This is a genomic window from Pseudomonas sp. LTGT-11-2Z, from assembly GCF_003691445.1.
In the GTDB taxonomy this organism is placed as follows: Bacteria; Pseudomonadota; Gammaproteobacteria; order Pseudomonadales; family Pseudomonadaceae; genus Aquipseudomonas; species Aquipseudomonas monteilii.
Map to the genome: position 1 here is coordinate 4,577,966 of NZ_CP033104.1, position 16,127 is coordinate 4,594,092.

Annotated in this window: 14 protein-coding genes and 2 pseudogenes; 12 read left to right on the forward strand and 4 right to left on the reverse strand. The window is 63.2% G+C overall.

The annotated features are described in order from the left end of the window. Positions 1 to 2: 2 nt before the first annotated feature. Positions 3 to 260 carry a metal-sensing transcriptional repressor gene (locus D8767_RS21500; RefSeq protein WP_003821156.1) on the reverse strand — a complete coding sequence of 86 codons (258 nt, stop codon included), beginning with the start codon at positions 258 to 260 and terminating at the stop codon, positions 3 to 5. A 399-nt stretch (positions 261 to 659) separates the two neighbouring features. Here D8767_RS21500 and D8767_RS21505 point away from each other — a divergent pair, with 399 nt between their 5' ends. The 6 genes from D8767_RS21505 to lpdA all read left to right on the forward strand — a co-directional run bounded on the left by D8767_RS21505 (position 660) and on the right by lpdA (position 8,714). After that, positions 660 to 1,871, forward strand: coding sequence for a TolC family protein (locus D8767_RS21505; protein ID WP_223656232.1), 1,212 nt, complete (start codon positions 660 to 662; stop codon positions 1,869 to 1,871). A gap of 34 nt (positions 1,872 to 1,905) precedes the next feature. Beyond that, complete coding sequence (locus tag D8767_RS21510) at positions 1,906 to 2,457, forward strand: hypothetical protein (RefSeq protein ID WP_015912829.1); 552 nt, start codon at positions 1,906 to 1,908, stop codon at positions 2,455 to 2,457. Next, positions 2,454 to 3,569, forward strand: a complete 1,116-nt coding sequence (locus D8767_RS21515; protein ID WP_003821159.1) for an efflux RND transporter periplasmic adaptor subunit — start codon at positions 2,454 to 2,456, stop codon at positions 3,567 to 3,569. The genes D8767_RS21510 and D8767_RS21515 overlap by 4 nt, the downstream gene beginning before the upstream one ends. Positions 3,570 to 3,582: 13 nt before the next feature. Further along, positions 3,583 to 6,729 (forward strand): efflux RND transporter permease subunit, encoded by a 3,147-nt coding sequence (locus D8767_RS21520; RefSeq protein ID WP_012614056.1) that lies wholly within the window; start codon positions 3,583 to 3,585, stop codon positions 6,727 to 6,729. Positions 6,730 to 6,782: 53 nt separating this feature from the next. Continuing rightward, on the forward strand, positions 6,783 to 7,181 hold the full coding sequence (locus tag D8767_RS21525) for a hypothetical protein (protein ID WP_015912828.1): 399 nt from the start codon (positions 6,783 to 6,785) through the stop codon (positions 7,179 to 7,181). 105 nt (positions 7,182 to 7,286) lie between these two features. Beyond that, positions 7,287 to 8,714, forward strand: coding sequence for a dihydrolipoyl dehydrogenase (gene lpdA / locus D8767_RS21530; RefSeq protein WP_015912827.1), 1,428 nt, complete (start codon positions 7,287 to 7,289; stop codon positions 8,712 to 8,714). Between the two features lie 109 nt (positions 8,715 to 8,823). Here the strand turns inward: lpdA and D8767_RS21535 are convergent, their stop codons facing one another. Then, on the reverse strand, positions 8,824 to 9,180 hold the full coding sequence (locus tag D8767_RS21535; protein WP_015912826.1) for a metalloregulator ArsR/SmtB family transcription factor: 357 nt from the start codon (positions 9,178 to 9,180) through the stop codon (positions 8,824 to 8,826). Between the two features lie 235 nt (positions 9,181 to 9,415). Here D8767_RS21535 and D8767_RS21540 point away from each other — a divergent pair, with 235 nt between their 5' ends. The 4 genes and pseudogenes from D8767_RS21540 to D8767_RS29490 all read left to right on the forward strand — a co-directional run bounded on the left by D8767_RS21540 (position 9,416) and on the right by D8767_RS29490 (position 13,720). Next, the gene (locus D8767_RS21540; protein WP_017511447.1) at positions 9,416 to 11,911 is read left to right on the forward strand and encodes a heavy metal translocating P-type ATPase; all 2,496 of its coding nucleotides are present in this window, start codon (positions 9,416 to 9,418) and stop codon (positions 11,909 to 11,911) included. Positions 11,912 to 11,926: 15 nt separating this feature from the next. Next, positions 11,927 to 12,406, forward strand: coding sequence for a Cu(I)-responsive transcriptional regulator (cueR, locus tag D8767_RS21545; protein ID WP_012614052.1), 480 nt, complete (start codon positions 11,927 to 11,929; stop codon positions 12,404 to 12,406). A 15-nt stretch (positions 12,407 to 12,421) separates the two neighbouring features. Further along, a complete protein-coding gene (gene fdx / locus D8767_RS21550) occupies positions 12,422 to 12,760 on the forward strand; it encodes an ISC system 2Fe-2S type ferredoxin (RefSeq protein WP_012614051.1) in 339 nt (112 codons plus the stop codon). Positions 12,761 to 12,983: 223 nt separating this feature from the next. After that, positions 12,984 to 13,720 (forward strand): annotated as a pseudogene (locus D8767_RS29490) (MauE/DoxX family redox-associated membrane protein). 74 nt (positions 13,721 to 13,794) lie between these two features. Here D8767_RS29490 and D8767_RS21560 read toward each other — a convergent pair. Continuing rightward, positions 13,795 to 13,989 carry a heavy-metal-associated domain-containing protein gene (locus D8767_RS21560; protein ID WP_012614049.1) on the reverse strand — a complete coding sequence of 65 codons (195 nt, stop codon included), beginning with the start codon at positions 13,987 to 13,989 and terminating at the stop codon, positions 13,795 to 13,797. A gap of 100 nt (positions 13,990 to 14,089) precedes the next feature. Continuing rightward, positions 14,090 to 14,308 carry an Lrp/AsnC ligand binding domain-containing protein gene (locus D8767_RS21565; protein WP_017511446.1) on the reverse strand — a complete coding sequence of 73 codons (219 nt, stop codon included), beginning with the start codon at positions 14,306 to 14,308 and terminating at the stop codon, positions 14,090 to 14,092. A 25-nt stretch (positions 14,309 to 14,333) separates the two neighbouring features. On the opposite strand from D8767_RS21565, the pseudogene D8767_RS21570 reads away from it, so the two are divergent. Further along, positions 14,334 to 14,903: pseudogene (locus D8767_RS21570) on the forward strand (4-hydroxyphenylpyruvate dioxygenase family protein); the annotation flags it as partial. 320 nt (positions 14,904 to 15,223) lie between these two features. Further along, positions 15,224 to 16,117, forward strand: a complete 894-nt coding sequence (locus tag D8767_RS21575) for a LysR family transcriptional regulator (protein WP_012614048.1) — start codon at positions 15,224 to 15,226, stop codon at positions 16,115 to 16,117. Positions 16,118 to 16,127 lie beyond the last annotated feature (10 nt).

Sequence of the window (16,127 nt, forward strand, 5' to 3'; positions counted from 1 at the left end):
CCTCAGAGCAGTCTGGTTAGCGCCTTCATTTCGGCTAGAACGGAGTCCTCATCATGAGATAGGCAGTGGTCGATGTGGTCATGGATCAGGACGCGCTTGGCCGCTGTGACGGCGCTCTCCACCGCAGCGAGCTGGCGAGCGATGTCCAGGCAGGTTTCTTCTCCTTCGATCATCCCGATGACGTGTCGCAGATGACCCTCGGCGCGCTTGAGCCGTTTCACGAGATCTGGGTGGCTGGTGTGCTTGTGCATCTCTTTCATGCAGCAATCATATCCCCCCCCGGGGGATATGCTCAAGGAGTCTGCATAGCTGTTTGCGCAGTGGATTAGCCCCACCTCGCCTCTCGATGTCTTGCGCCCGACGCCCTCTCTAAGGCGATTGGTGCTCAAAGGATGTAAGGTTTTCTTTCCCATTCATATGAATAGATATACAATTGTTCATATCTAAGCCAGTGAACAGTGGCTTTTCAACGACAAGCACTTGCTCGGAAAGAGAACACCCAGCCGGGGGTAAGTACTGATGCAACACCGATGGAGAATTGAATGCTTCGCAAAGACATACGCAAGGGATGGATATGGGCGGTATCCACGCTTTGGGCCGGCACCGTGCTAGCCCAGCCAGTAGCCGCCCCTCACGTCCCATCCAGACCAGACAGCCACATGGTCGCCCAATTGTGGGAGTCAGCTTGGCAGCGGCAGCCAGAAGCCGCTGGAGAAGGCGCCTGGCAGCAGGCCGCCCAAGCACGCCAAGAGACGGCCGGCAGTTGGGTGGCAGGTCCGATGGCGCTGGAAGCCTCCACCAAAACTGATCGGTTCAACAACCGCAACGGACAGCGCGAATATGAAGTCGGGGTGGCTATTCCCCTTTGGATGCCTGGTGAGCGCGCCTCGTCGGCACGCTGGGCGGACGCGGAAAGCCTCGCGCTATCCAGCCGGATGCTGGCCGCCAAGCTACGCACGGCCGGACAGGTTCGCCAGGCATGGTGGGCATGGCAGCGTGCCCAGGCCGAATTGGTGGCGGCGCAGGATCGCACCCGCAGCGCGGACGAGTTGGCGCAAGATGTGGCTCGCCGAGTTCGCGCGGGCGACCTGGCGCAAGCCGACAGAAACCAGGCCGATGGCGCCTTGGCGTCGGCTCGTAGTGCCCTGGCCATTGCTCAGGCCGAAGAAATCACGCAGCGCGAGGCGTTGTTGGCACTGACCGGCATCGAGAGTATCCCGTCGCAGGCCGATTCCGCGCAGCCGGAGCAGTCAGGTGTCCGAGTTCAACCGGCATCGGCACAGCCGTCCGGCGCGTTGTTGGGTAACCACCCTGCGCTGCTGGAACTGCAGCACAAGGCGCTGGCGGCCCGCCGCTCTGCGGAACTGGTGTCCCATCAGAAGTACGCCAACCCCGAACTGACCCTGGCGACCACGCGGGATCGGGGCGGCTACGGCGAACGCTACAACCAGACGATCACGGTGGGTGTGCGCATTCCCTTCGGTACGGGTAGCCGTCATACCGAGCAATTGTCCAGCGCCAATGCGCAGGCACTGGAGGCTGAGTCGGCACTCGCGGCCCAGCGCACCCGGCTACTCTCGGAAATTCGAACTGCCCAATCGCGCGAACTGGCAACCAGCACCCAGATGCAGGCCGCTTCGGAGCGCCAGCGACTAGCCCAACAAACGCGCACCTTCTACCAAAAGTCGTTCGCGATGGGCGAGACGGACATGCCGACACGCCTTCGCATCGAGCAGGAGGCCACCGAGGCCGAGCGCGCGGCGCTGCTCGCCAAGGTGGAGCATGCCGCGGCCATCTCGTCCCTGTTGCAGGCACAAGGCACGCTGCCGCAGCCGACCGAGACTTTCACTGACATCTCCGGCACGCGCTGATCGGCGCGCGCTCAACCATCCTGGAACCTTAGAAATGTCGCAATCCTCTTTCTGGCGTGCAGCTGCCTTGTCCAGCCTCCTGCTTGGCAGTAGCGCAACGTGGGCCGGCGACGGCCATGACCATGGCGAAGCCGCTCCTGCCCCCGCAGCGGCCGCGCTTCCGCGCTTTGCCGCAGTTTCCGATGACTTCGAACTGGTGGGTGTGCTGAACGGCCAGCGTCTCACACTCTACCTCGACCATGCTGCCGACAACCGGCCGGTGACCGATGGCGAGCTGACCCTCGAGCTGGGTGGTCAACAGGTAAAGGTCAGCTCACACGGGGTTGGAGAGTTCGAGGCCGATCTGACTGAGCCGCTATCCGATGGCGAGACCTCAATCATGGCCACTATTACTGCGCAGGGCCAATCGGACCTGTTGACGGGCGTTCTCGATGTTCATAGCGAAGACGCCGAACACGAGCATGCCGTCGCATCCGGCCGTGTGGTCGTACTAGGTGGCGGTGCCGCAGTCCTCGGCGTCGGTGTCCTAGCGTGGGCGCTGCGCAGACGTACACGCACCAACGGTGCACTGCGAGGTGCAGCATGAAGCGCAACTTCCGTTTCCTAATGACGACGGCCATGGCGGCTGCATTGGCTCTGGCTGCTCCCGCGTTCGCTCACGACGGCCATGACCACGGCGACGAAGCGCCGGCTGCGTCTTCCAATGGCCCCCAGCGCCAGCCTGATGGCAGCGTGTTTCTTCCGAAACCGTCGCAACGTCAGATCGGTGTACGCACCCAGCTGATCAAGCAGGAGCCCTTGGCCCGCAGCCATGAACTGGCTGGCAAAGTAATCATGGACCCGACGACAGGCGGCAAGGTCCAGGCAATGGTAATGGGCCGGCTGGTGCCCGGGCCGGATGGTCTGCCGCAGATCGGCCAATCCGTGCGCAAGGGCCAGGTGCTGGCTTACATCGAACCGGCCAGCGGTGTGCTGGAGCGCTCAGGCCAGATGGCCCAGGTTGCCGAGCTGCGTGCGGGCCAAGCGCTCGCGCAGAAGCGCTTGGCCCGGCTGCGCGAGCTGTCGGAGACCGTGCCCCGCAAGGAGATCGAAGCAGCCGAAAGCGAAGTGAACAGCCTGACCGAACGCGCCCGCGCCTTGAGCGGGGGCCTCGCCGGCAGGGACGTACTGAAGGCCCCAGTCAGCGGCGTCATCGCATCCAGCCCCGCAGTTGCCGGGCAGGTCGTGGATGCGCGCGAACTGGTGTTTGAGGTGGTCGATCCGACCCAACTGCGCATCGAGGCGCTTGCCTACGATCCGGCAATGGCACAGAACCTGGCCGGTGCTGCACTCGCAGTAGGCGGTCAGAAGGTGCCGCTGAGCTTCGTCGGTGCCGCCAGCAGCCTGCGCGAGCAGGCCCTGCCCATGCTGTTCAAGGGCACCAGCGAAAGCCTCTCGCGCTTGGCGGTCGGTATGCCGGTGGTGGTCTTCGTGCAAGAGGCGACGACGGTACCTGGCTACCGCGTGCCTTCCGGTGCGCTGATGAAGAACCCTGCCAACCAGAACATCGTCTGGGTCAAAGACCAGGCCGAGCGCTTCGAGCCGCGTGTCGTGAACATCACTCCTTTGGATGGTGCATCCATCGCTGTCACTTCGGGCCTGGCGGACGGCGACCGCGTGGTTGTCGAGGGCGCGTCCCTGATCAATCAAGTTCGTTGAGGGGCACCATTCCATGTTCAAGTGGCTTCTCGAAAATAGCTTACGAAACCGGCTCCTGGTCATCATCGGGGCGCTGGTGCTGATGGCGTATGGCGCGTTCACCCTGACGCGCACGCCGGTAGATGTCTTTCCCGATCTCAACAAGCCGACCGTCACTCTCATGACGGAGGCTGGCGGCATGGCTGCCGAAGAAGTCGAGCAACTCATCACGTTCCCGCTCGAAACGGCCATGAACGGCCTGCCCAGCGTCGAAAGCGTGCGCTCGGTCTCCAGCGCCGGGCTTTCCTTCATCTACGTGACATTTGACTGGAAGACCGACATCTTCCGGGCGCGCCAGATGGTCTCCGAACGCCTGACGTCCATGGAGGAAGGGCTAGCCCCGGGCGTGACGCCCACTATGGGGCCAATCAGCTCAGTGATGGGCGAGATCATGCAGATTGCAATCCCCATCGGTGCCAAGCCCTCAGGGCAGAAGAACGCAGCCCCGCCGCTGTCGGCCATGGACACTCGCGAGTACGCGGACTGGGTGCTACGCCCCCGGCTGATGGCCATACCTGGTGTTGCCCAAGTCATCCCGATCGGAGGCGAGGTCCGTCAGTTCCAGGTCCAGCCCAACACCACGCGAATGTCAGAGCTGGGCGTGACTGCGTCCGATCTGGATGCGGCTCTCAAGGGCTTCTCCGCGAACACTTCCGGCGGCTTCCTGGAGATCAATGGCCGCGAGTACCTGATCCGCAACCTGGGCCGCACGTCCCGACTCGACGACCTGCGTAACCTGCCTCTCGCGGTGCGTGCGGGCCAACCCATCCTGCTCCACCAGGTCGCCGATGTTCAGTTTGCGCCAGCCATCAAGCGCGGCGATGCGGGCTTCGAGGGCCTGCCAGCCGTGATCCTGGGCATCCAAAAGCAGCCCACGGCCGATACGATTGCACTGACCCGCTCGATCGAGTCAGCGTTGGCGGACATGAAGGGCTCACTGCCGGCTGGCATGGCCGAGCCACAGGTGACCTTCCGACAAGCCAACTTCATCGAGGCGTCCATCAGCACGCTGCAAGGCAAGCTCATCGGCGCATCGGTCTTCGTGGCGGTGATCCTGTTCTTCTTCCTGGGCACTTTGCGCCCCCTGGTGATCGCGTTGACCGCGATTCCTGCCTCGATCTTCGTGACCGGGCTGGTGTTCCACTATTTCGGCCTATCAATCAACACCATGACGCTCGGTGGGCTGGCGATCGCCATCGGCGGTCTCGTGGACGATGCTGTGGTCGATGTGGAGAACATCATGCGGCGGCTCAAGGAGGACCGCACCCGCCACCCTGAGAACCGGCTGACGCCCCTGGTCATCGTTGCCAGGGCCTCGATGGAGGTTCGCTCGGCGATTCTCTACGCCACGATGATCATTGTGCTGGTGTTCCTGCCCCTGTTCGCGCTGCCGGGGATGGAGGGGCGCTTGTTCGTGCCGCTGGGCATCGCCTTCATCGTCTCCACGCTGGCCTCGCTGCTGGTCTCTGTGACGGTCACTCCGGTGCTTTCGTACTACCTGCTGCCCAAGATGAGGACGCTGGACCATGGCGACACTCGGCTTCTAGCCTGGTTGAAGACGCGCTATCAGGGCGGCCTGCAGCGGGTCTTGCAGCGGCCGCGTGCCGCCCTTGGCATGGCCGCTGTGGCTGTCACACTGGCTGTCGCCGCGGTGCCATTCTTCCCGACCACGTTCCTGCCCCCGTTCAATGAAGGAACGTTGCTGGTGGGCCTGCGCCTGAATCCCGGTGTGACGCTGGCCGAATCTTCGGCGCTTGCCCAGCAAGCCGAGCTGCTGGTCGCGCAGGTGCCAGAGGTGCAGCACGTGGGCCGGCGCAGCGGACGGGCCGAGCTGGACGAGCATGCCGAAGGCGTGCATGTCAGCGAGCTGGACGTGGGCCTGCTGCCCGCCTCGGAGCTAAAGCGCTCCATGGAGGAGATCACCGCCGACATCCGTTCGCGTCTGGCTCACTTGCCCGGCTCCATCGGCATTGGCCAGCCGATCTCGCACCGCATCGACCACATGTTGTCGGGGGTGCGCTCGCAGATCGCCATCAAGGTGTTCGGCGAGGACCTGGACGTCCTGCGCGGGCAGGCGGATCTGCTGCGCGCCAAGCTGGCCGGAATTCCGGGGCTTGCTGACCTGGAGATCGAAAAGCAGGTCCTAGCGCCGCAGATCAAAATCCGCGTGGATTATGCGGCGGCGGGACGCTACGGCGTGGCCGCACCGCAAATTCTGTCCACGCTGCAAAGCCTGGTCGAAGGCGAAAAGATCACCGAGGTCATCGAGGGCAACCGCCGCTTCGCGCTGGTGGTTCGCCTGCCCGAGCAGGCGCGGTCGATTGAGGGCTTGAGCCGCATCCTCATCGACACGCCCATGGGTCGGGTCCCGTTGTCGCGCCTTGCCACCATCGAAGACAGCGACGGCCCCAACCAGGTCAGCCGCGACGATGGCCGTCGACGCATAGTTTTGTCGGCCAACGCTCAGGGACGGCCGCTGTCCGAAGTAGTGGCCGACATACGCAGCGTCGTCCAAGAAGTGCGCTTGCCCGAAGGCTACTTCATCACGCTGGGCGGCCAGTTCCAGGCACAAGAGGAAGCCTCGCGACTGGTGGGCCTGCTGTCCATCGTCTCCCTGACGCTCATGTTCGTGGTGTTGTACACGCGCTACAAGTCGGTCGTCCTATCAGCGCTCATCATGGTGAACATTCCATTGGCCCTGGTCGGCGCCGTGTTGGGGCTGTGGCTGTCTGGCCAGCCGTTGTCCGTGGCCGCCCTGGTCGGCTTCATCACGCTCGCGGGTATTTCTGTGCGCAACGGCATCCTGAAGGTGAGCCACTACCTCAACCTCATGCGCATGGAGGGCGAGGACTTCGACCAGAAGATGATCGTGCGTGGCTCGCTCGAACGGCTTTCCCCGGTTCTGATGACCGCGCTGGTCACGGCCTTCGCGCTGGCCCCGCTGCTGTTCGAGGCGTCCCGACCCGGTACTGAGATCCTGCACCCCGTCGCGGTGGTGATCTTCTCGGGGCTGGTCAGCTCCACGCTGCTAGACACCTTCCTTACACCCGCCATGTTCTGGCTGTTCGGCCGCAAGCCTGCCGAACGCCTGCTGGACGACCGCGACGCGGAGGCATTCTGATGCAACGCCTTCTGTCACCCGATTTCAACCACCGTAACCCTATAGGAGCTTTCATGTCTGTTCGATTTCGTTCCCTCACGGCCGGCACCGCCCTCGCCCTGGCATCCGTCACCGCCTTCGCCGCAGGCGACCATGACCACGCGCATGACCACAAGCCGCTGCATGGTGGCGTCGTGACCGAAGTCCGGGACGTGGACTACGAGTTGGTCGTTCAGCCCGCAGCAGCGCAACTCTACCTGCGCGACCACGGCAAGCAGGTCAATGTAAGCAACACCAAAGCCAAGCTCACACTGTTGACCGGCTCACAAAAGCAGGAGGTGCAACTCACGCCTGCCGCGGACGGAAGCCGCCTCGAAGGCAGCGGGACCTTCGCCGCAGCCAAGGGCACGAAGGCCGTCGTCCAAGTCGAACGTGGGGGCAATACCGCGAGCGCCCGGTTCGTTCTGCCGTAGTGTTCAACGTGATCGTCAGGGAACGAGCTGTAATCTGGCGACCACCTGACAAAAGGCGCGACATAGGCGCTCACTATTTCCTCAAAAACTTTGGAGATGTAAATCATGGAAATGCATTTCGACGTCATTGTTATCGGTGCCGGCCCAGGCGGATACATCGCGGCCATTCGCGCTGCCCAATTAGGCATGAAGGTCGCTTGTGTAGATGCCTGGAAGAACAAGGACGGAAAGCCAGCACCTGGCGGCACCTGCAACAACATCGGTTGTATCCCTTCGAAAGCGCTACTGCAGTCGTCAGAGAACTTTGAACAAGCCAAGCACCACTTTGGCACGCACGGCATCTCCACGGGTGATCTGCGCATGGATGTGACCACGATGTTGGAACGTAAGAATCAGGTCGTGAAGTCCAGCAACGAAGGCATCCTTTATCTGTTCCGCAAAAACAAGGTCCAGTTTTTCAACGGCCTGGCGTCTTTCACCAGGACTGTCGATGGTGGCTTCGAGGTGAGCGTCGCCGCCGATGAGGCTGTTACCTTGGTGGGCAAGCAGATCATCGTTGCCACAGGCTCCAACGTGCGGCCACTCCCCAACCTACCGTTCGATGAGCGGGTCGTGCTCTCCAACGACGGCGCGCTGGACATCGCGGCCGTGCCCGATCGGTTGGCCGTCATCGGTGCCGGCGTGATCGGCCTGGAGCTGGGCTCCGTTTGGCGCCGCCTGGGGGCGGATGTCACGATCCTCGAAGGCTTGCCCAGCTTCCTGCCAATCGTCGACCAAGCCATCGCCAAGGAGGCGAAGAAGGCGTTCGACAAGCAAGGCCTGAAGATCGAACTAGGTGCGAAGGTTCGCGAAGTCAATGCAACCGAGGCTGGCGTGACTATTCACTACACCGACAGCCAGGGCCAGACGCAGTCCTTGCAGGCAGACAAAGTGATCGTGGCTATCGGCCGTGTGCCCAACACCGAAGGCCTGAATCCGGCCGCCGTGGGACTCCAACTGGATGAGCGCGGCGCCGTGCTGGTGGACGATGAATGCCGCACCAGTGTGCCCGGCATCTGGGCCATCGGTGACGTGGTGCGTGGCCCGATGTTGGCGCACAAGGCGGAAGAGGAAGGTGTCGCAGTGGCCGAGCGCATTGCCGGCCAGCACGGTCACGTCGATTTCAATACGATCCCCAACGTCATCTACACCAGCCCAGAGATTGCCTGGGTAGGCCGCACCGAGCAGCAGCTCAAAGAGCAGGGCACCGCCTATCGAATCGGTTCCTTCCCGTTCATGGCCAATGGCCGCGCGCGTGCGCTGGGCGACACGCCGGGCCTCGTCAAGGTGATCGCCGATCCTGCCACTGATGAGATACTCGGCGTGCATGTGGTCGGCCCGCAGGCCAGTGAACTGGTGGCCGAGGCCGTGATCGCCATGGCGTTCAAGGCCAGCAGCGAAGACATCGCCCGCATCTGCTTTGCCCATCCGACCCTCTCCGAGACGTTCAAAGAGGCCTCGCTGGCCGTGGACAAGCGCGCGCTCAACTTCTGATTGATCGGAAGCGGCATCCAAACCACCTCACCGAACGCAGCTGCGGGCGGTGGGGCGCATATCGCCATGGAACGTAGGCCACGCCGCAACGGCATGCTATGCCCAACAGTTACTCGTCGTTGTGGTCTTCCGCGATGTGGGTGGCCATATCCAGCAGCACCTGGTTCACGTGCTTGTCCGCCACCTCATAGAAGATCTGTTTGGCTTGGCGCACGCCCTTGACCAGGCGAGCACCGCGCAGCAGCCGCAGGTGGTGGCTCACCAGCGACTGCGAGAGTTCGAGGGTTTCAGCGATGTCCCCGACCGAGGAAGAGCCTTTCATGCAGCACAGCATGATTCTCAGCCGGGACGGGTCACCCAGGAGGCGGAATGTCTCAGCCAAGATGGTCACGTCATTCTGTGACAGCGATTCCAAATCGGCGCTGGGACCCTTCGGTGGGGTACTGAATGGCTTACTTGTATTCATTTTTAAAATATTTCCTAACCTCGAATGGCTGTTTTCGCCCTTCAGAATTAACAAGGCAGCGGCCGCTTAGGCGCGCGCAGCAAAGAACCAGTGCGAGCCTGGCAGGCAAGGCCTCCGTTCCCCGTGCACCGGGTCATTTCTGAAACCTGACAGCATCCGAAAAAGCGCTTGACCTTCCCACGATGGTAAACCCTAAGCTCCCTCCATGTCGAATTTCAACTATGGGAAGCACACCATGAGCATGGCAACAACGAGTAGTGCTGGCGCCCAAGCAGCGGCAATCAGCCTGCCCATCGAGGGCATGACCTGCGCAAGCTGTGTCGGCCGAGTCGAGGCCGCCCTTGCCAAGGTCGAGGGCGTGGCAAGCGTGTCTGTCAATCTCGCCACCGAGCGAGCGGACATTCGCCTGAACCGTCCTGTCGATCGCATGGCGCTGATCCAGGCGATCGAGAAGGTAGGGTACGACGTGCCTCAGGGCACCATCGAGCTGGCGATCGGAGGCATGACCTGCGCTTCGTGCGTGGGCCGCGTCGAGAAGGCGCTCAAGGCGGTGCCGGGCGTCACTGAGGCTGTGGTCAATCTGGCGACCGAGCGCGCTACCGTGCGTGGCGTAGCATCCGTGCAGGATCTGATTGCTGCTGTCGATAAGGTCGGCTACGAGGCCAGCCCGGTCGATACAGGCATGCAGGCCGACGAGGAAGCTGCCGAGAAAAAGGACGCCGAGCGCGCCGAACTCAAGCGCGACCTGACCCTGGCCGCCGTGCTGGCGCTGCCTGTGTTCGTGCTCGAAATGGGCTCGCACATGATTCCCGGCATGCACGAGTGGGTGGCTTCCACCATTGGCATCCAGCAGAGCTGGTATCTGCAGTTCGTGCTGACCCTGCTGGTGCTCGCCATTCCGGGCTGGCGCTTCTATGAGAAGGGCTTCCCGGCGCTGTTCCGCCTGGGTCCCGACATGAACTCGCTGGTCGCGGTCGGCACGGCCGCGGCCTTCGGTTATTCGATGGTCGCCACGTTCGCGCCCAGTCTGCTGCCGGCCGGCACGGTGAACGTGTACTACGAGGCGGCAGCCGTCATCGTGGCGCTGATCCTGCTGGGCCGCTTTCTTGAGGCACGGGCCAAGGGCCGCACCTCCGAGGCCATCAAGCGCCTGATCGGCCTGCAGGCCAAGGAGGCGCACGTGCTGCGCGACGGCCGCATCGTGGACATCCCGATCAACGACGTGGCGCAGGGCGACATCGTGGAAGTGCGCCCCGGCGAGCGCGTGCCGGTCGATGGTGAAGTGACCGAGGGCCGCAGCTTCGTGGACGAGTCGATGATCACCGGCGAGCCGATTCCCGTCGAAAAGGCGGAAGGCAGCACCGTGGTCGGCGGCACCGTCAACCAGAAGGGTGCGCTGACGCTGCGTGCCACCGCCGTGGGCGGTCAGACCATGCTGGCGCAGATCATCCGCATGGTCGAGCAGGCGCAAGGTTCCAAGCTGCCGATCCAGGCCGTGGTGGACAAGGTGACGCTGTGGTTCGTGCCCGCCGTCATGCTGGCCGCGGTGCTGACCTTCCTGGTCTGGCTGGTGTTCGGCCCGTCGCCCGCGCTGTCCTTCGCGCTGGTCAATGCCGTGGCGGTGCTGATCATTGCCTGCCCTTGCGCCATGGGTTTGGCGACGCCGACCTCCATCATGGTCGGCACGGGCCGGGGCGCCGAGATGGGCGTGCTGTTCCGCAAGGGTGAAGCCCTGCAACTGCTCAAGGACGCCAAGGTGGTGGCCGTGGACAAGACCGGCACGCTGACCGAGGGCCGCCCGGTCCTGACCGACCTGGAGATTGCCGACGGCTTTGACCGCAACCAGGTGCTGGCGAAGGTCGCCGCTGTCGAATCGCGCTCGGAGCATCCGATCGCACGCGCCATCGTCGAGTCGGCCGTGGAAGGTGGCATCGCGCTGCCGACGATGACAGACTTCGATTCGGTCACGGGCATGGGCGTGCGCGCCACCGTGGACGGCGCGCGTGTCGAGGTCGGTGCCGATCGCTTCATGCGTGAGCTGGGGTTGGACGTGGGCAGCTTCGCTCGCACGGCCGAGCGCCTGGGCAACGAGGGCAAGTCACCGCTGTACGCCGCGATCGACGGCCGGCTGGCCGCCATCATCGCGGTGGCCGATCCGATCAAGTCCAGCACGCCCGCGGCCATTGCCGCGTTGCACCAGCTCGGCCTGAAGGTGGCGATGATCACCGGCGACAACGCGCGTACCGCGCAGGCCATCGCCAAGCAACTGGGCATCGACGAGGTGGTGGCCGAAGTGCTGCCCGAGGGCAAGGTCGAAGCCGTGCGCCGGCTGAAAGCCAGCCACGGCCAGATCGCCTACGTGGGCGACGGCATCAACGACGCCCCGGCGCTGGCCGAGGCCGACGTGGGCCTGGCCATCGGCACCGGCACCGACGTGGCGGTGGAGTCGGCCGACGTAGTGCTGATGTCGGGCAACCTGCAGGGCGTGCCCAACGCCATCGCGCTGTCCAAGGCGACCATCGGCAACATCCGCCAGAACCTGTTCTGGGCGTTTGGCTACAACACGGCCCTGATCCCGGTGGCCGCTGGCGTCCTGTACCCCGCATACGGTGTGCTGTTGTCGCCGATCTTCGCGGCTGGCGCGATGGCGCTGTCCAGCGTGTTCGTGCTCGGCAACGCGCTGCGCCTGCGCCGCTTCCAGCCGCCGCTGGCGGCGGATACCGCTCATTGAGAAAGGAGGAACACCATGAACATCGGTGAAGCATCCAAGGCCTCGAAGGTCTCGGCCAAAATGATCCGCTACTACGAGCAAATCGGTCTGATCCCTCCGGCTGACCGCACCGATTCGGGCTACCGCGCCTATACCCAGGACGACGTTCACCGGTTGCATTTCATCCGGCGTTCGCGCGACCTCGGCTTCTCGGTGGCCGAGATCACGGACTTGCTGGGACTGTGGAATGACAAGTCGCGCCAGAGTGCTGATGTAAAGCGTCTGGCCCAGCAACACATCGACGAGTTGGACCGGCGCATCGAGAGCATGCTGGAGATGGCCGCGACGCTCAAGGCGCTGATCCGGTGTTGCGCCGGCGACGAACGGCCCGACTGCCCGATCCTGCACACGCTGGAGCAGCCCGATATCAGTGACAACAAGCCCGAAGCGCGCACTGGCGCAGTGCCGCGCCGCGCGCGAGCCAACGCAGCAGGAAAAAAGCCGTGTGCGCACTGAGCAGCCAGGAGAGATATGCCCAAAATCACCGTCTTGCCCCATCCTGAACTGGCGCCTGAGGGAGCCGAACTGAACGTGCCAGCAGGCACTTCGATCTGCGAGGCCCTGCTGGACAACGGCATCGAGATCGAGCATGCCTGCGACATGAGCTGTGCCTGCACGACCTGTCACTGCATCGTGCGCAAGGGGTTCGATTCTCTAAACGAAGTCGAGGAATGCGAGGACGATCTGCTCGACCGGGCCTGGGGACTGGAGGCGCAGTCGCGGCTGAGCTGCCAGGCCATCGTTGCGACCGAAGACCTGACCGTCGAGATCCCCAAGTACACGATCAACCATGCCAAGGAGAACCACTAGGAGCCTGCGTGCTGCCTCAGGCGCACCGGCCTGCGGCAGGGTTGCTCTGGCAGATGGAGGACTGACGGCATTGCCGCCAGATAACCAACCCGTGGGCCAGACCAACCCGCGAGCCAGGTGTCTACACTCCCTTTGCACGGTCGTCGGTTAGGCTGGAAAGGTCATCAACGTCCTTAAATCCGTGACGGCCGGCCCATGGAAAGTCCCACAGGAGAAGTCCTGCATGTCTGCGCCCAAGCTAGCCACGCTCTACCGAATGGTCATGCCCGGCCATACCTGCCCCTACGGGCTGAAGTCGCTCGATCTGCTCAACCGCAAGGGCTACGAGGTCGAGGACAAACACTTGGCAAGCCGCGAGCAGACGGATGCGTTCAAGAAGGAGCATGGCATCGAGACCACGCCCCAGGTCTTCATAAACGGGCGGCGCGTGGGCGGCTACGACGACCTACGCAAATTCTTCGGCATGTCCGTGAAGGACAAGAACGCCGTGACCTAGACCCCTGTGATCGCGCTGTTCGCCACGGCGGCCGCAATGGCGCTGGCGGCGAGCTGGGCGGCCTTCGGCCAAGTCTAGAGCATTCAGGCGGCAGAGTGGTTCGTGGCCTTTGCCATGTGCCTCCTGGCGCTGCAGAAGCTCAAGGACGTGGACGGCTTCGCGACGACCTGCTGGCCAAGCGCTGGGTTCGGTATGCCTATTTCTACCCGTTCGCGGAGGCCATCGCAGGCGTCCAGATGGTCGCGGGCGTGGGGATGTGGGTGTCGATTCCGTTGGCGCTGTTCATCGGGACCGTCGGGGCCGTGTCGGTTTTCAAGGCGGTCTATGTCGATCGCCGGGAACTCAAGTGCGCCTGCGTGGGCGGGGACAGCAACGTGCCGCTGGGCTTCGTGTCCCTGACCGAGAACCTGATGATGGTGGCGATGGCCCTGTGGCCAAGGTCGGCCTACCTTGGGATGCACTGAGCGCCGCGCCAGGTACGGCGCAGCGCACGTGCTCGCATCGGCCGTCCTGTGTGCATGCCGGCCACGATGCGGTGTTACTGCGCGCGCGGCGGGAAGCCAGCTTCGCTCAGGGCCGCGGCGATCTGCTCTTGCGAGGCCGAGGTCTGGACCTCGACACGGCGGGTCGGCGGGTCCGTGACGATCTTGGCGTTGGGGTCGATCATTTGGATCGTTTTCGTCACAGTGCGGGCGCAGCCGCCGCAGGTCATGTCTTCGAGATGGAATTGCATGGAAAACTCCTTTCGGGTTGGGGTGTTTGAAGTGTGCTCCTTGCCACCGTTGGAAGGTCAATCGCTATTTGCATCCCCGCCACACCAACCGGCCGAATGCTCATAGGGGCAAGGCCGTGGTGCTCTTTACGCGATCCAGCACGAAGCTGGTCTTGCAGTCCTGCACGCTGGGGTGCTTGAGCAGCGTGTCGAGCACGAAGCGGGAGTAGTGAGCCATGTCCATGACGACCACCCGCAGCAGATAGTCCATGTCGCCGGTCAGCGCATGGCACTCCACAACCTCTGGCCAGTTCTGGACAGACGCGCGGAACACGTCCATGGGATTGCGCTTGTGCGAGTCGGAGTACTGGGCCGACTTCTACACGAAGTTCTTCAACTTCCAAGAGATCCGCTACTTCGACATCAACGGCGAGTACACCGGCCTAGCCTCCAAGGCGATGAGCGCGCCGGACGGCCTGATCCGCATCCCGCTGAACGAGGAAGCACGCCAGGGCGGCGGCCAGATTGAGGAATTCTTGATGCAGTTCAGCGGCGAGGGCATCCAGCACATCGCCCTGCTGTGCGACAACCTACTCGATGCGCTCGACCGCGTGCAGATGGCCGGTATCCCGCTGCTGACCGCCCCCAACGACATCTATTACGCAAACTTGGAAAAGCGCCTGCCCGGCCATGGCCAGCCCGTACCCGAGTTGCAGGCGCGCGGCATTCTGCTCGACGGCACGACCGAAGGCGGCCAGCCCCGCCTGCTGCTGCAGATATTCTCCGAGCCGCTGCTTGGCCCGGTGTTCTTCGAGTTCATCGAGCGCAAGGGCAACTACCGCGAGGGCTTCGGCGAAGGAAACTTCGGTGCCTTGTTCGAGTCGATGGAACGCGACCAGATCAACCGTGGCTCGTTGGAAATCAACCCGGCCTGATTTGGGCCTTTCCATGAAGGCAGAGCGCCTTCAGTCCTACATCTCGCGAGCCCCTCTGTGGGCTCGCGCTACTTTGGCGTCAGTACTGCCTTAGCCGCTCAAGCATTGAGCGGGTTGGCTTCGGCGTCACGTTCCGAAACAGTTGCTACCGCCCTTGACTTGAGTTAATACATGAACATATGTATTCTTATTCAGATACACCGATGGCCTTTTTCCTCGCCCTGAAGAGGGACCCAGCACTACGTCGCCCCCTCTAAGCGCACTTCGGCAGCAATGCGCCGTGGCCAACCCAATGACCAGGATTGCTGAAGGACGTGCCCATGGAACTTCGTCATTTGCGCTGCTTCGTGGCTCTCGCCGAAGAGCTGCATTTCACCCGTGCTGCGGAGCGCTTGCACATCGAGCAGCCGCCGCTGTCCCGCACGATCAAGGAATTGGAAGACGAACTGGGGGTGCTGCTCTTTGACCGCGATCGGCGGGGAACGCGGTTGACGCCAGCGGGCACCACCTTCCTTCAGGACATTCGCAGGCTGTTCACCAACCTGGAGCAGGCACGAGAAAACGTCAGGGCGATCGCCGCAGGCCTAAGAGGCAGCGTGCGCATCGCCATCTCCGATGGCGCCATCGACCCGCGGCTGTCTGCACTTCTTGCCCTGTGCCGCCAGGAGGAGCCGGAGATCGAAATACGGCTCTCCGAGGTCACCCTGGCGGAACAGTTGCGGGGACTGCGATCCGGCGACTTCGCGATCGGTTTCGCACACACCGCGGACGTCGGCGACGGACTGGTGACGGAGCCCATCTGGCAGGACCCGCTGGTGGTGACCGTGCCGATCCGGCACCCGTTGCTGGCCCACAAGGAAGTGTCGCTACGTGAACTCGTGAGTTACCCGCTGGTGATGTGCGATCCGCAGCTTTGCGAGGGCTACTGCCGCGAATTGACCCGGCTGCTACATCCCCTGGAGCGCGAGTCCACCATCGTTGAGCATGTCTCGTCGCTGGACATGATGCTCACATTGGTCGGAGCTGGTTACGGCATCGGCTTCGCAACGGCGACCCGAATCGCGGCGTGTCAACGTCCCGACGTGGTGATCCGGCCGTTGGCGCTCGATTCGGCCGTCATCATCACCTACCTGCTTCGGCCCGAAGGCGGTAGCGGACTATCCGCACCCGTAGAGCGCTTCATCGAGCGTTTGCGTTCGCCAAAGAGCGATTAGCTACGACGCC

Coding starts and splice junctions, on each gene's coding strand:
- D8767_RS21500 (WP_003821156.1), bottom strand. CDS start 260: ATGAAAGAGATGCACAAGCACACCAGCCACCCAGATCTCGTGAAACGG.
- D8767_RS21505 (WP_223656232.1), top strand. CDS start 660: ATGGTCGCCCAATTGTGGGAGTCAGCTTGGCAGCGGCAGCCAGAAGCC.
- D8767_RS21510 (WP_015912829.1), top strand. CDS start 1,906: ATGTCGCAATCCTCTTTCTGGCGTGCAGCTGCCTTGTCCAGCCTCCTG.
- D8767_RS21515 (WP_003821159.1), top strand. CDS start 2,454: ATGAAGCGCAACTTCCGTTTCCTAATGACGACGGCCATGGCGGCTGCA.
- D8767_RS21520 (WP_012614056.1), top strand. CDS start 3,583: ATGTTCAAGTGGCTTCTCGAAAATAGCTTACGAAACCGGCTCCTGGTC.
- D8767_RS21525 (WP_015912828.1), top strand. CDS start 6,783: ATGTCTGTTCGATTTCGTTCCCTCACGGCCGGCACCGCCCTCGCCCTG.
- lpdA (WP_015912827.1), top strand. CDS start 7,287: ATGGAAATGCATTTCGACGTCATTGTTATCGGTGCCGGCCCAGGCGGA.
- D8767_RS21535 (WP_015912826.1), bottom strand. CDS start 9,180: ATGAATACAAGTAAGCCATTCAGTACCCCACCGAAGGGTCCCAGCGCC.
- D8767_RS21540 (WP_017511447.1), top strand. CDS start 9,416: ATGAGCATGGCAACAACGAGTAGTGCTGGCGCCCAAGCAGCGGCAATC.
- cueR (WP_012614052.1), top strand. CDS start 11,927: ATGAACATCGGTGAAGCATCCAAGGCCTCGAAGGTCTCGGCCAAAATG.
- fdx (WP_012614051.1), top strand. CDS start 12,422: ATGCCCAAAATCACCGTCTTGCCCCATCCTGAACTGGCGCCTGAGGGA.
- D8767_RS21560 (WP_012614049.1), bottom strand. CDS start 13,989: ATGCAATTCCATCTCGAAGACATGACCTGCGGCGGCTGCGCCCGCACT.
- D8767_RS21565 (WP_017511446.1), bottom strand. CDS start 14,308: ATGGACGTGTTCCGCGCGTCTGTCCAGAACTGGCCAGAGGTTGTGGAG.
- D8767_RS21575 (WP_012614048.1), top strand. CDS start 15,224: ATGGAACTTCGTCATTTGCGCTGCTTCGTGGCTCTCGCCGAAGAGCTG.